At 40.3% G+C, this 13,246-nt stretch carries 12 protein-coding genes; 6 read left to right on the forward strand and 6 right to left on the reverse strand.

Going from position 1 to position 13,246, the window contains the following annotated elements; translation table 11 throughout:
- Nucleotide 1 precedes the first annotated feature (1 nt).
- Entirely contained in the window at nucleotides 2-1,297 is a 1,296-nt protein-coding gene (locus ACY2A0_RS08925) for a TlpA family protein disulfide reductase (protein ID WP_461791375.1), read from the forward strand.
- A gap of 15 nt (nucleotides 1,298-1,312) precedes the next feature.
- On the opposite strand, the gene ACY2A0_RS08930 is transcribed toward ACY2A0_RS08925, so the two are convergent.
- The 3 genes from ACY2A0_RS08930 to ACY2A0_RS08940 all read right to left on the reverse strand — a co-directional run bounded on the left by ACY2A0_RS08930 (nucleotide 1,313) and on the right by ACY2A0_RS08940 (nucleotide 3,177).
- Nucleotides 1,313-1,603, reverse strand: coding sequence for a hypothetical protein (locus tag ACY2A0_RS08930; protein ID WP_461791376.1), 291 nt, complete (start codon nucleotides 1,601-1,603; stop codon nucleotides 1,313-1,315).
- 22 nt (nucleotides 1,604-1,625) lie between these two features.
- Nucleotides 1,626-2,099, reverse strand: a complete 474-nt coding sequence (locus ACY2A0_RS08935) for a MauE/DoxX family redox-associated membrane protein (RefSeq protein ID WP_461791377.1) — start codon at nucleotides 2,097-2,099, stop codon at nucleotides 1,626-1,628.
- A gap of 187 nt (nucleotides 2,100-2,286) precedes the next feature.
- On the reverse strand, nucleotides 2,287-3,177 hold the full coding sequence (locus ACY2A0_RS08940) for a LytTR family DNA-binding domain-containing protein (RefSeq protein WP_461791378.1): 891 nt from the start codon (nucleotides 3,175-3,177) through the stop codon (nucleotides 2,287-2,289).
- A gap of 487 nt (nucleotides 3,178-3,664) precedes the next feature.
- On the opposite strand from ACY2A0_RS08940, the gene ACY2A0_RS08945 reads away from it, so the two are divergent.
- Together ACY2A0_RS08945 and ACY2A0_RS08950 are read left to right on the forward strand one after the other, a co-directional pair.
- Complete coding sequence (locus tag ACY2A0_RS08945; RefSeq protein ID WP_461791379.1) at nucleotides 3,665-3,913, forward strand: hypothetical protein; 249 nt, start codon at nucleotides 3,665-3,667, stop codon at nucleotides 3,911-3,913.
- The gene (locus ACY2A0_RS08950) at nucleotides 3,910-4,725 is read left to right on the forward strand and encodes a hypothetical protein (RefSeq protein WP_461791380.1); all 816 of its coding nucleotides are present in this window, start codon (nucleotides 3,910-3,912) and stop codon (nucleotides 4,723-4,725) included. The genes ACY2A0_RS08945 and ACY2A0_RS08950 overlap by 4 nt, the downstream gene beginning before the upstream one ends.
- 127 nt (nucleotides 4,726-4,852) lie before the next feature.
- Here the strand turns inward: ACY2A0_RS08950 and ACY2A0_RS08955 are convergent, their stop codons facing one another.
- Nucleotides 4,853-6,109 (reverse strand): T9SS type A sorting domain-containing protein, encoded by a 1,257-nt coding sequence (locus ACY2A0_RS08955; RefSeq protein ID WP_461791381.1) that lies wholly within the window; start codon nucleotides 6,107-6,109, stop codon nucleotides 4,853-4,855.
- Nucleotides 6,110-6,482: 373 nt separating this feature from the next.
- Here ACY2A0_RS08955 and ACY2A0_RS08960 point away from each other — a divergent pair, with 373 nt between their 5' ends.
- Entirely contained in the window at nucleotides 6,483-6,938 is a 456-nt protein-coding gene (locus ACY2A0_RS08960) for a hypothetical protein (RefSeq protein WP_461791382.1), read from the forward strand.
- A 108-nt stretch (nucleotides 6,939-7,046) separates the two neighbouring features.
- Here ACY2A0_RS08960 and ACY2A0_RS08965 read toward each other — a convergent pair whose 3' ends face one another.
- The gene (locus tag ACY2A0_RS08965; RefSeq protein ID WP_461791383.1) at nucleotides 7,047-10,757 is read right to left on the reverse strand and encodes a YobI family P-loop NTPase; all 3,711 of its coding nucleotides are present in this window, start codon (nucleotides 10,755-10,757) and stop codon (nucleotides 7,047-7,049) included.
- Between the two features lie 128 nt (nucleotides 10,758-10,885).
- A complete protein-coding gene (locus tag ACY2A0_RS08970; RefSeq protein WP_461791384.1) occupies nucleotides 10,886-11,173 on the reverse strand; it encodes a hypothetical protein in 288 nt (95 codons plus the stop codon).
- Between the two features lie 380 nt (nucleotides 11,174-11,553).
- On the opposite strand from ACY2A0_RS08970, the gene ACY2A0_RS08975 reads away from it, so the two are divergent.
- The gene (locus ACY2A0_RS08975; RefSeq protein WP_461791385.1) at nucleotides 11,554-11,949 is read left to right on the forward strand and encodes a plasmid mobilization protein; all 396 of its coding nucleotides are present in this window, start codon (nucleotides 11,554-11,556) and stop codon (nucleotides 11,947-11,949) included.
- A complete protein-coding gene (locus ACY2A0_RS08980) occupies nucleotides 11,934-13,238 on the forward strand; it encodes a relaxase/mobilization nuclease domain-containing protein (RefSeq protein ID WP_461791386.1) in 1,305 nt (434 codons plus the stop codon). The genes ACY2A0_RS08975 and ACY2A0_RS08980 overlap by 16 nt, the downstream gene beginning before the upstream one ends.
- The last annotated feature ends 8 nt before the right edge of the window (nucleotides 13,239-13,246 follow it).

The raw sequence follows: 13,246 nt of genomic DNA on the forward strand, positions 1-13,246 counted from the left end.
TATGAAATTAAAACATATAATTACAATTGCGCTTGCCATCTTTTTTTTCTATTCAAAAGCGCAAGTAAAGCCGTTAAAAATTGGAGACACTGTTCCAGATCTTGTTTTAGAAAAAATGCTGAACCATAAAGATGGAAGCGGTAAGTTAAGCGATTTTCGGGGCAAAGCCATAATAATTGATCAGTGGTACATTGGTTGTGCGCCCTGCGTGAGTGCCATGCCTAAATTAGACAGTCTTCAAAAAATATTTTCAAAAGAATTGCAAATTTTACCAGTGACTTTTGAGAAAATTAATGATGTCAAAGAATTTTGGAGAACTAACATAATCGCTAAAGAAATAAGCTTCGTTCAAGTAGTAGCGGACACGTTATTAAAAAAATATTTTCCTGCAATTAAGTATCCACAACAAGTCTGGATAGATAAACATAGAAAAGTTGTTGCCATTACAGATGGAAATTCAACAAATGCTCAAAACATACGAAAGCTAATTAATGACGAGCGATTATCTCTTGACACCAAGATGGATGAATTAAATACAGACATTCGGCGAGCAGTAAATCCTGATATCTTGGTGAGGTACGAACAGAACAAGCATAAAATTTTATTCTACTCATATTTTAGTAAGTATCGTAAAGAGTTTTCTGCTATGGCAATGTCTAAAGTCGATTCAGTAAACAAAATAGTGCGAGTATTTAACAATAACAATTCACTTTTTGGTTTATATGATTTTGCATATTCAAATAATTCCTGGGAAATGAGACATATGCCGACAAGATTTGTACGGAAAGATAGCTGTCCTGTAAAAGGAGAAGTAGAAACCGTTGCTGATACTGTATTCCAATTTTGTTATGATTTAATGTATCCAGGTTCGACTACGAAAGGTTTCAGCAAATTTATGGTTGCAGATCTTGATAAGTTTTTTAATATTAAAAGCCGCGAAGAGTTGGTGGATATTGTTTGCTATGCAATAAGCCCAAATGGCCATGGGGATAGGTACACAAAAACTTACCGTATAGATCAAAAAAAAGGCTATATGGTCAGTCTTTACAAAGCAAAAAAAATCATTGCCAATGATGCTATTCCAATGTTTCTAGAATTAAACATTAATGGAACCAGCGAAAATCCGATACTGCTCGAAGTTGATCGGAGCAAAAAAATTAATTTTGAACTAAATTGGAATCTATCGAATCTTGACATCATGAATCAAGAACTGGCAACTTTCGATCTAAAAATTGAGAAGGTTATTAGGAAGAGAAAAGTAATCGTATTAGAAGATATTGAAAAAGGCAACCTGTAAAGGTTGCCTTCTTAACTACAATTGCTTATTTCCTCTTAAAGGAATCGGATCACTGAGAGGAACATTGTTTTGGAAATCGTATTCCTCGTATCCAACTGTGCAGTCCATCGTTTCCGGTGTTCCGCATTCAATTTGCTTGTTCGCTTCAGAGTCTTGCCCAAGATATCCTCCGCTCCCAATTTGAAACCAGTGCGGATCACTTGCAGTTTTTACCTCCGCTTTTTTCGGAGCTGGTGCCATTGCCATTGCTGCTGCTGCTCCAATTGCTAGGGCGAATACGCCCAGTGTTGATGTTAACTTTTTCATAGTGAAAGTTGTTAAATTATGCCTACTCTTGGTTTGGGTTTTCGGCTACGCCCAGTTTATGCTTTGTATTATTGGGTGGTTGTAGTATTGTTCTGTGCAGATAAATTCCAACACAACTTATTGCCAGATAAAAAAGATTAAATACGAAATGCTGTTTCCAACTCATTGCCGAGATTACACCTCCACAAGTACAGGTAGCTTTACTTTGGTCCACATAAACCACATAAAAAACATATCCTGTAAATGCCAGCATTAATCCAGCTGATAGCCAAAGGCCATAAATCCGGCTTGGTTTAAAAATGAGTGTAAGTGCTGCAATAAGTTCAATTCCTGGCAGAAAGTAAAAGAGAAAATCTTCGTAACCGCCAACTACCTTGTTCCAGGCAAGCTGTCGATAAAAGGCATGGTAATCTGCCCATTTACTTAGTGCGGCGTATACCCATAGCAGTACCAAAAGACCAATGATAATTTCGAGTGTGATAGTGCGTGCTTTCATGGTGCGAATAGTTTACCGTTTGTATTTTCTCCGTTGCCGGATGTGGTAAAGGTAAAACGCTATTTTCCAGTAAAACAAGTCGTAAATTGAGATTTTGCGCCATCCGCCAAAATTAGTGCTTGAGCCGTCCTTATGTTTGCGTCACACGCCACAGGACTTTACACTACAAGTTTTTTCTGCTTGCTATTTATGAATTTTGACCTGGAGGATAATTGCCGTGACTGTTGAACCTGCTTTTTAAATCAGGAATATATTTCCGGGTAATTCGCAGAGTGTCCAGATTTCGGGTAGACATTACGAGATCATGTTCAGCTTTAAATACTGGCATTAGGGTTTTAGACCTGTTACCGGGGGTATGGCCTTTCAATGCCAGCAGGTTGATGATAGCCGATGGGTTTACCTGGCAAAGTCCGACAGCAGAATGATCTTTAAGCAAACCAGCTAATGTTTTGGCGCAGAAATATTCGTTGCCTTTTACCGTGAAAACTTTTGTATTTCGTGCTTCCGTATAGATGTAAAGTACCTCGCTGGGAATATGTAGCTTAAAGGTCGTGCCCTGATAATTATAAACTAGAAGATATTGCTGATCAGTTCCAGATTGAGTTTCCGTTTGTGGCTCTGTGGTATCCGGAGTTTGATGGCCTTTTATAAAGGGCTTCAATATATTCCAAACAAAATAGAACCCATTGATGAACAAGAGATAGAAAAATACGATAGGAAGGTCATCATTGATATAATAGGTATCTAACAAATTCCTTCCACTTAAGGTATAGAATCCCATCATCAATATCAGGTTTGCTATAGTGGGAGCCGTGACACCTAATATCAAGTGCCAGATGAGGTGAAATAGCTTGTTTTTGGCAAAGGGATACCTTTTCGAAAGATTAGTACTGAGCATATCGATGTAAAACAACATCAGCAGGGCAATGATAAAGCTCAACAAAAATGAAATGTAAAATAATGGGCTTACCAGTGCTTTGTGAAATTCGTTAAAACGCCCATGCAGATTAATGTAAATTGTGGCAAGTAGTGCAATAATAGTTTGTACAACTAAGATCACATAGCGGTGTGCTTCCATAGTGGCATAGTATTAAACTGGTTAATAAATTTAGCTTCGGACCTACAAGAAACGCAAAACGCTTTAATTATACTATTTCGGGAAGTAGATTAACATTTTCCTGCAACAGGTTCCAGATATCTTCAACTTTGGAAAAAGGATTTTAAAGATGTCAGACAATAAACAGATCAGTGTTAAGGAATTGGAAAGTTATTTTAGATCGGCACGATTGCCAACCCACCATTTCAAATTAATCCCTCCCATTTGGTAAACGATATTAGGATTTTCCTGGAGAGCCACTTCGGCCCACTGCGTGGAAAGATTTGCACCTAGACCATATCGATAGACCACTTTACGACCGATTGGTCGAGTTCAAGAATTATTTAGAGAAAGCGTATAGTGCTATTGTCAGTAAAAACACCCCCTTTTTATACAGTAAAAACACCTTTTATTTACTAACTAATTCATTGTATATTAGTTAAGTATTAACGCTTAACAACTATTTATTATGAACAAGTATGAAAAAGGTGTGCGGGAGATGATTGCCCTGAACACTAGATACACGTTTGAAGAAATTCAGCTGACGGATAAGCTGGATAAGTTTTTTTCTCCTTTCATGGCCGATGCGCTGGCTGGTGAAATCAAGCGAAAGTTTAGTAAGATTGACATGACAGCGATGACAAATGCTTTGTTCTCGTCGGTAAAAACGGTTTCGGATTTGATTTCCAATGTTTCATCCTATTACGCGCAACTATGAAAAAGATCTATTTTTTATTCGCGTTTACCATTTTTTCCCTTACGGGCCTTGCCCAGGAAAAGCTATTCTCCATTGGCTATGGTACCACATTTGTAGCAAAGGATAGTACAACTTTGAATTTGTCTTTTGATTTGAATAGGATTCCGGGACAAACTGAAAAAGCTGGTGGTTACTATTTCATCAACGAGCTGATAAATTCGACCAAGCGCTGGCGTTATTATTTAAAGCCGACGATGGATGTAAATATTGGTTCGGGAGTAGCAAGCTCACCGAATAACATTGCCGTGGGTTTGCCTGTGGGTTTGGCCTATGATTTTAAGGGACTTAAATTTTCATGGTTTATGGAAGGTGCGCCGGAACTCATCGCAGATAAAACCTTTAAGGACAGATTGTATTATTTCACCACCAGCACGTACATTAAGTACCAAATGGTTAATACCGGCTTGACGCTAAACTTACTCACCGGAATTTCAAACTCAAATGGTGTTAGGCACCAGGTTGGCGTTGCAAGTACCGACGATTATGGTAGATTAACTATTCCTGTTTATTTGAAGATGATTGCCTGGAATGTCAAGACTAAGAAAGGCAAAGACTTTAATCGTATAAACTGGACAAACTCGTTTAAATTCAATTATGTATACTCGGACAATCGCACTGTAAATCCGCAAAAGAAGTACACTTATTTCACCAGTAAGCTTGACTTTTATTTAACGCCCAATCTTGGGCTTAATGTGACCTACGGAAATGGTAAAGAAGAACCTTTATTTAAACAAAACCATGCCATTTCATTTGGGATAAGTTTAGCGAGATAATCTTCTTTCTGTGGTGGTAGTCCCAACGCCCAACTTTCAAGTCTGCCCATTTTCAATCTTGCTTTGATGCATATAGGCTGGCAACATCAGGTTGCCAGCCTTTTTTGTTTCTTACCAAGAAGAAATGTTATGGTTTGATGATGGTCTTGCTGGACACCGAGCCGTCTGCCATCACTGTACGAAGAACGTACGTGCCTCTGCTTAGGCTTTCTGTTGGTATGGACAATTGCAACGTTCCCGCTTTGAGGTCAAGTTGATAGCAGATCTTTCCATCAATAGTCGCCAGCGTAAGCGTTTTGGCTTGTTGTGGAAACACGACGGAAAGCTTGTCCTTTACCGGGTTTGGGTATGTCACCACGACCTTATCCGAAAGTCCGAAATCAACGGCGGTTTGTCCTACTTCTATTTTTGTTCCGTTCAAATCAACCTGAACCAATCGATAGTAGTTGGTGCCGGCCAGTGGAAGTGGGTCGTTGAAACCGTAGATTGCCCCAAGGTTGGCGTTGGCTGCTGATGCGACTTGCCCCAGTTCGCTGAAGTCTTTCCCATTTGCCGATCGTAAGATCTGGAAATGACTACTGTTAGTCTCGCTTGTAGTCTGCCACTTTAGTTTGACCCCGTTATTCAGTTTGGAGGCGCTAAAATCGCTGAGTTTCACCGGAAGCGGATTGAGCTGGGTGAGGGAAAAATCATCTATCGCCCATTCTTCTGGTGTGCCGTTGGAATAAACGCGCAATCTCAACTTTAACTTAGTGCCCGATACGCTGATGGATTGGGTGAAGTAGGCAAATGCCTTTGATGGTCTAAATGCAGCTCCGTCACCAATGCCGTTGAAATCCACATCCCTTGAAAGTCTTTTGCCCGTGCCTGCGGTAATATCTTCAGGTTTAAAATGGATCAGTGGCGTAAAGGTGGTACTGTTATCAATCGCATATTCCAAGATAATGTAGTCGGTATGGGAAAAAGTGCTGCCCGGATACTGTTGGTTTTCCCAGGCATCGGAATCATTGTTAAAGGCAAATTTGCCCTTGAACTGGATATTGGTCCTTCCGGCAATATCGATCTCGGTCCAGGTGATACTTTGTTCCGGCTGTTTAGTGTTGGCGTCGTCCTGGTCCTGTCCCGCCCAGTAATAATCTCCGGTAACGTTGGTATAGGCCGCAAGGTTGTAAAAGCTAATTCCGGGACTGTTCTTGTTGATCCTGTTGAAGTAGGAGGAGCCGTTGGTATAGGAAATACTCGGCGTCCTGATGGAGCTTCCGCTGGGTGAACCAGTATTCTCAAAATCGTCCGTCCAGAAGGTTTGTGCTTTTGCGCCAAGTCCGGCAAGTACCAATAACGATACTGCAGCTACGCGCTTTAGTTGTGGTAAAGGTTTTTTCATGTTGTCTATTTAAGTGGAAAGCGGCGCTTTTTCAATTAGGAAATAGAAGCCAAAAGAAGAAAGCGTAATGTGATCAAATTTAACTACAACGGTTGACCTTTGCGAGTACAGGTAAGAAAAGTATTACAAAATGTTAAAATAGTACAGATAACAAATGTACAAGGCAATCTCGCAAATTTAGACTTAGTTTTATTTTTAGGACCGGAGTTTCTACAAAAGATATTACTTCTAAATTAGTGCTCAAAACAGGTATGTAAAACACCGATGTGATACGTATTTGCAGACTATCAAGTCCGAACAGACTTTATACTTATCAGTGGGGCTATGGTCTAAATCTGATATTGAAAGGCCATTAAGTTAAATGTGAATTAAGATGGAGGAAAAAAATATTTTTGGCGGTTTTCTTTCCAGTACTGCCGACTCGAAGTGGACGGAGCAAGAAAAAAATACAGCTTTTCAAATCGGCAGGAATATTAGGAGCTTCCTATGGGCTTCGGGGGGATTTATCGAAAAAATTAAGAAACTGGAATACCCAGATTATGGTAATGATTTGAAGATAATCCTGTTCCAGTTCTATGTAAATCCAATCCCCGACTTATTGAAGGAATTACAGGAAATAGAATCCTATAGGAAAAAGGAAAAATCGATTGGTATTCCCATCGTTCTAAACGATGAAAACTTTCTTTCGATGTCTGAAGAAAATCGTGCCGCCTATTTGAAATCAATTGTTCTAAGAAAAATGGATATTTTAAAAAAAGCAATTGTAAGGAATGGACTGGATACAAGAATCGAGCTTTTGAAGAACGATTTGGAAAAAGTGCTTAGTTAGGCTCATTATTTAGGTTCCCGTACAATATAAGCAACGCCCTAATTAACTCTGGCTTACTAACTGCGGAAGAAATAAAATTTTACTTTTCTTAGCTGGTACAGTTTAAATCTATGCTTTTTCTTTTTTTAAGTTACGGATACGAATACCTTTGTCTTCGGTGGTTGGTGCATAAGTAAAGCCAAGCTTATGGATATTGCTTGCAAACTTCCAATTTTCCGGAATATCCTGAATTACTAGCTGTTTATGATTTGGCTTAATTTCATTAAAGGGTTTTCCAAAAAATTCGATCAGCTCAAAGAATTCTGCTTTATTGTAAAGGCTCTTTTTCTTATTGTATAGGATAACTTTATCTGGTGTCGGCATTTCAGATTTTAATGCGGCGGTAACCATAGGTTTGCTGGTTTCCATTTCATCGCTGATAGCTGCCAATACGCCGATCCGATTGATTAGGTTCCTATTTGCAATAATTGTTTCTTCATTTAAGCGGTGAACAATAGTACTTTTCTGCTTGATGGAAAATTTTGGTGAAACTAAAATCTTTGCGATGTCTTCTTCATCCATTTCAAAATCATCGGGGTTATCGTGTACTTTTTTAGGATCTCTTTCTAAAAGATTGATCAAAAGATTTTTAAAATTTTCACGCATGCGATTATAGTTTGCTTTTGTAACAGTCAAAATTGAAATGAGCATTTTTACTTTATCTTCGCTCAGTGCAGTGAAATCTAAGTTCCCATACCACCATGGCATGCGATTGATAAGGCCAGCGTAAAAACTATCATCAATATCGTCACATAGGACTAAGGCCTTTGCGAATTTGTCTGCCAAAACGCGCTGTTCCTCATCTTCTTTATCATATTCCAAACGCTCTTCCGACAACGCTTTTGCATTGTCCTCGTGATTGATAAAATTTACCAGATGCTCATCGAATACATCTTCGGCTGCGGCAAAATAGTTCATCAAGTTGTGCCACTTAACTTCAATAGCCCCCATGTCCAATACCAACTGCTTAATGTCAAGCTCATCAAACTCCATGATATCAGCTAGTTTTGTTGTGTTTTTCAGTAAAATTTCGCGCTTAAGCTCTGCCGCTAAGTTTGAAGAGTTGATGATAAATGACAGGTATTCTGGATCTTCGCTTTGAGCGCTCCCAAGGTTAAGCCATACGGTGCTGAGGTAGTGGCTTAAATTCGTGTCAACATAATCTATTAGTGGCCGTAAAGTTTTACCCTGCCTATTGAAAGAGGAATAATTTTGTTGGTAGAACTCCTCTTCCACAAAATTGCCCTTAGCTTTTAGCCAGGTTTGTATGTTGCTTTCGTTAATTTGATAGTAATTATTTTCAAACACAAAATCTACAAGCGTTTTTGGGACATCTTCTAGAGCTAAGCTGGTAAATTTAATCTTAAAAGTTTCAATTATTTTTTTCAGTTTTTCCTCGTTTTTGCTGATACTTAAAAAGCTGTCGTGCTCTCGAATGTCCTCGACCAGTGGAGATTTATTTGCAATTCTCTTAAGGTCTTCCAACTCTGCATTTTCGATAATCAGTTTAAAGTAATCATCTTTGAAAAGTGATTTGCCTCTGAGGAAATCCCAGATGTTTGACCACTCTTTTGCCAAGGTCTTGATAAATAGTCCGCCATGTTTGGTATATGATTTATAGCCATCCATAAAAGATAGAGCAATTTCACTTTCGTCAGAAAGCAGGGTCATGATTTTGGTTCTAGTTTGTGCATGTCTTGCTTTGGTAAGCACATGATCTACCAAGCTATAGTTCAATATATAATTACTTTCAAATTCAAAATCTGGTATCTTTTTGATCACCTGGTCAATCTCGTTCAGCTGAAAATCAAAGTCGACCCTTTTGTGTGCCTTAACATTAAGTATGAAATCGCGGTCTGTTTTGGTTAAGCTACCAGGATAGAAAATAGAAATATAGTCTTGATAGCTCTCATTGATATAATCGCCACGCAATAGTACGCTGACCAATTGCTGCTGTGCATCGTCATCCATTTTGATCTCGACCAGATCGTTTTTAAGTAAGGTATTAATTGGGGTGTGCTTAACCGACTGTATTTGATTTTGAATGTTATTGATCTTGATTTTTAATTCATCAATTTTTCCTTGTTTAAGGTCCTCTATGTGGGCTAATCTTTCTGCATAGGTCGCTGTTGGGTCCACTTTGGCTTCTATTTTAGAAAACGCTATAGAAGCGTCCGAAAAAGCATTATTATTATAATAATCCTTATGGCCATATTTTCTATTAGTATTCCCAATCAGCACGTTAAATATTCCTTCTTCGCTTAACTGCTCAATCCGGTAGTCAATATTATTCAGCTTAAAAGCGTTCGCATCCGGGTATTGTTGTAAAAAACCAAGTACGTACAACTTTCTAAGTTCCGTGGCGTTGGTGATGCTAACACCTTCAAGCCTTTTGATCTCGTTTTTTATGGCTTCTATTTCATTATTTAATTCGTCAGTGCGGTCTGCGATAAACCCATCTTTTTTGTGGATTGCGTTGTAGAGCAAGCCTTTATTGTTACTTAGGTCTACAAAATCATTTGGATAAATATTTTTGTAGATTAAGATGCCAAGTAATTTGTTTTGGTCCAGATTTTTATCCAGTTTGTTTTGATAAAGGTAGTACTCGTTCATAATGTTGAACAGCAGCCGCATATCATCCACATAAAGCGATATGTTGTCGAGCAGATCCTCTTTTATGTGGTAAGCATTTGTCTTAACGATATCCCTTAAGATTTCGTTCGAGTTGGTAGAGTTCACTACAGGGATAATGGGTATGATAAAGTCGAAAAATTTGGTCCGATCCTTATCACGGAACATGTCATCGCGAACAGCATATACAAACGCTACTTTGCGGTTGTTCATTTTCTTCGAGTAGTTGATCAAATGGTTGAGTTCCCTTAGCTTGGTAAAGATTTCTGTCTGCTCAAAGCGATCCAAGTCTTCGAACACCACCACGGTATATTTGGTTACTTCAAAAAAATATAGCAGTTCGTCCAAGTGCTCATTTAAAATCGACTTGCTGATGTTATCGTCCATCGCAAATTCGGCATCGTGAAAATTGAACTTTTTTAACTGGATGCTTCTCAGGGGGCGAATGGATTGTTTGATAAATGAAAAACCCATCCAAAGAACAATGCCCCAAGCCATAATGTTGAGCATGGAATTTCCAGACTCGGGCAATTCAATGTTAAACGAACTCCAAATCGCTTTAGAGTAGAGTAGGTAAACCAAAGAAGTAAGAAAAAGAAAGATACTTAACGTTAGCCACTTTGCACTTTCTTCAGAAAAGCTTCTTGTTTTTTTAAACCTTGTATCTGGAATATCCTCATCTTTTTCGTGGTAAAAAATCTGCTGTAGAATACTAAGCTCTACTAAGCGTAAAAGTGCCTGTTTTTCTGCCGCGGTCGTATGGCCATTTTGGTCGTTATCCTCTTGCCCATGCGGACCAACGGTGTTACCACTACCTATTTTTTTAAGCTTGCTAGCGGCTTCGCCTTTTTCCTCTTTAAAAGTAGCCAGTGAAATGTTCAGGAATACCAGTTCATCGCTAGCGTATTTCTTCTCGAAAGTCTTCAGTACGCTACTTTTTCCAGAACCATACGGGCCTGTTAGAGCAATGTTTTTAATGTCTTTTTCCTCACGGTTGTTCAAAGCCCAAAGTAGCATTTTGCTGTAGCTGCCATCCTTGTCCGCATCGTCAATTGGAGATAGTGAATTTAATGGAGACCCGGCAGCACTCGGTGCGGGATTGTTAGTCGTTGGCTGTTGTGCTTGGTGTTCAGTAGTAGTGTGATCCATTGATTGCGTTAAATTGGTACTCAACTCAAATATAACAATATCATCCTTACTCCATCAAGTCCAGTCTCTATACTTAGAATCAACTAAAAAATAAAACCCCGATCTTTCGGATCGGGGGTTGAAAAAAATTACGATTTCGCCAAAGATTTGAGCTTGTTACTCAGCTCAACAAGTCCTGCTTTTTCAAGACACTCGCTGCCTATTGCCTGGAGTTCGTCCAAGGTTTCCTTGGCGATGTTGGCAAGCAGTCCGCCATCCTTTTCATTGCCGTTCGAATTAAGTCCCCGGTCGATAATGTTACTCAATAGCAACACATTTTTTCTGGAGATCTTAAAGTCAATCCTAACCACATCCGTCATCCCGGGTGTACTCAGGACCATTTCCAGTACCTGAGCGAACACATTTGTCTCTGCCATCACTTTTGGTTTAAATTAAACAATCATTTATCGTTACAAAAATACATCAACCTATTCATTTTGAAGACTTAAGAATCTTTAGTTGATGTGTAAATGCAGTACTACCTCTGTAACTTTATTCAACGTTTGCGGCAACAGCAGACAGCAAATGGATTTCACAGAACCATTTTTCTACTCCACAGGATTGAATTATTGCGTTCACCTGCTTTCGCCGCGAACGGCAAGATGTTGATTTGTTAAACAAATCGATCTTGCCCCCCCTTTAGCCTCGGAACTCGGCGGGGGGAGATTTGGGAAGATAATTGGTCATGATGAAGACTGCTTTTTACCTGGGCAGCTATTGATGACTTTGGAGTTTTTTTTAGAGAGGAGGAATAGTGATGGAAGAACAAAAAGAACCACGAAGAACCCGAATTGTCGGCCTTCGCCTGACCTCAAATGAGTATCAGGGAATCGAAAAAAAGTGGAAGCAGACCACCTTTAGAAAACTGAGCGACTACCTGCGCAGTCTGATTTTTGGAAAGCCAGTAGTAACCACCTACCGGAACAGATCGGTAGATGATCTGATCGCTGAACTGGCACTGTTGCGCCAAGAACTGAACCGTATTGGCGTGAACTTTAACCAGTCCGTAAAAAAGCTGCACGTACTTCGGGAAACTCCCCAGTTCATGCGCTGGCTTACCACCCACGAAGTAGAAAAGCGTACCATGCTGAACAAGCTGGAAGAAATCAAATTGCAGATCCAAAAAACCGTTGAACTATGGTTGCGAAAATAAGTCAGGGAACTTCGCTGAACCGCATGATCAGCTACAACGAGATCAAGGTTGGAAAGGGCGTAGCAGTATGCATTGCTGCTGGGAATTATCCCTTCGATCCCGAGCGGATGGGCTTTAGTTTGAAACTGGAGGGCATGCAGAGGCAGGCCGAATTGAACCACCGTGCCGGGCTAAAGGCAATGCACATTTCGCTCAACTTTTCGCCCTCGGAAACGGGGCTGACAAAGGAGAAATTGACCGAGATTGCTGACCGATATATGCAGGGAATCGGCTTCGGGGAACAGCCCTATCTGGTGTACCAACATTACGATGCGGCACATCCCCACATTCATATCGTAACCACTACGGTACGGCGTGACAGCTCGCACATCAACACCTATCTGATCGGCAAGCGCAAGTCCGAACCGGCACGTAAAGCCATCGAAGAGGAATTTGGTTTGGTACGTGCACAGGACCAGGATACTGCCCAACAGTACAGACAGGAACCGATATCTGCCAAGGTCGTGGAATACGGAAAGTTGGAGACCAAAAAAGCCATACAGAATGTATTGGTCAATATTCTGCCAAAGTACAAATATGCCAGCCTTGCCGAACTCAATGCAGTACTTGGATTATACAACATTCGGGCAGATCGTGGCGGGGAAGATTCCCGTGTTTATCAACGTGGCGGACTGCTTTATCGCTTGCTGGATGCAGAACAAAAACCGATTGGCGTACCTATTAAGGCCAGCAGTTTTTATAACAAACCTACGCTTTCAAACCTGCGGGAATACTTTGATGGAAACAGGGAGAAGAGTATAGCAAGTAAAAGTCGCGTGAGGATGGCTGTCGATATGGCCTTTAAATCTCCAGTGACCTCGTTGGAAGAACTTCAAAAAGCACTTGCCACTAATCAGATCAGTCTCGTCATGCGCCGCAGCGAACAGGGATTGGTTTATGGACTGACCTATGTAGACCACGCGGGAAAATGTGTGCTGAATGGTAGCGAACTGGGCAAGCCCTATAGTGCGAAGATGGTCCAGGAACGATGCATGGAATCGCGACTTGAAGCTGGTGGCGTGAATATCGAACAATTACGGGAAGTTTCCCATAAAATAGATGCAAAGGCGGCTAATGTCGATACCACTTCCAGCGCCTTTAACTGGACATCGGCAAGTACCGCGCCATCGTTCTTTACCGACCTGCTTGATTGCCTGATACGCATAGAGTACACCCCTGAATATATCCCGTACGAACTGCGCCAGCAGAAAAAGAAAAAGCGTAAGAAAAGAAGGAATATCTACCGCTAGCGGTAACG

This window comes from Pedobacter sp. (assembly GCF_965249885.1).
Taxonomy (GTDB): domain Bacteria; phylum Bacteroidota; class Bacteroidia; order Sphingobacteriales; family Sphingobacteriaceae; genus Pedobacter.

Excerpts from the sequence above, each read along its gene's own strand:
- ACY2A0_RS08925 (WP_461791375.1), top strand. The coding sequence starts at position 2 with ATGAAATTAAAACATATAATTACAATTGCGCTTGCCATCTTTTTTTTC.
- ACY2A0_RS08930 (WP_461791376.1), bottom strand. The coding sequence starts at position 1,603 with ATGAAAAAGTTAACATCAACACTGGGCGTATTCGCCCTAGCAATTGGA.
- ACY2A0_RS08935 (WP_461791377.1), bottom strand. The coding sequence starts at position 2,099 with ATGAAAGCACGCACTATCACACTCGAAATTATCATTGGTCTTTTGGTA.
- ACY2A0_RS08940 (WP_461791378.1), bottom strand. The coding sequence starts at position 3,177 with ATGGAAGCACACCGCTATGTGATCTTAGTTGTACAAACTATTATTGCA.
- ACY2A0_RS08945 (WP_461791379.1), top strand. The coding sequence starts at position 3,665 with ATGAACAAGTATGAAAAAGGTGTGCGGGAGATGATTGCCCTGAACACT.
- ACY2A0_RS08950 (WP_461791380.1), top strand. The coding sequence starts at position 3,910 with ATGAAAAAGATCTATTTTTTATTCGCGTTTACCATTTTTTCCCTTACG.
- ACY2A0_RS08955 (WP_461791381.1), bottom strand. The coding sequence starts at position 6,109 with ATGAAAAAACCTTTACCACAACTAAAGCGCGTAGCTGCAGTATCGTTA.
- ACY2A0_RS08960 (WP_461791382.1), top strand. The coding sequence starts at position 6,483 with ATGGAGGAAAAAAATATTTTTGGCGGTTTTCTTTCCAGTACTGCCGAC.
- ACY2A0_RS08965 (WP_461791383.1), bottom strand. The coding sequence starts at position 10,757 with ATGGATCACACTACTACTGAACACCAAGCACAACAGCCAACGACTAAC.
- ACY2A0_RS08970 (WP_461791384.1), bottom strand. The coding sequence starts at position 11,173 with ATGGCAGAGACAAATGTGTTCGCTCAGGTACTGGAAATGGTCCTGAGT.
- ACY2A0_RS08975 (WP_461791385.1), top strand. The coding sequence starts at position 11,554 with ATGGAAGAACAAAAAGAACCACGAAGAACCCGAATTGTCGGCCTTCGC.
- ACY2A0_RS08980 (WP_461791386.1), top strand. The coding sequence starts at position 11,934 with ATGGTTGCGAAAATAAGTCAGGGAACTTCGCTGAACCGCATGATCAGC.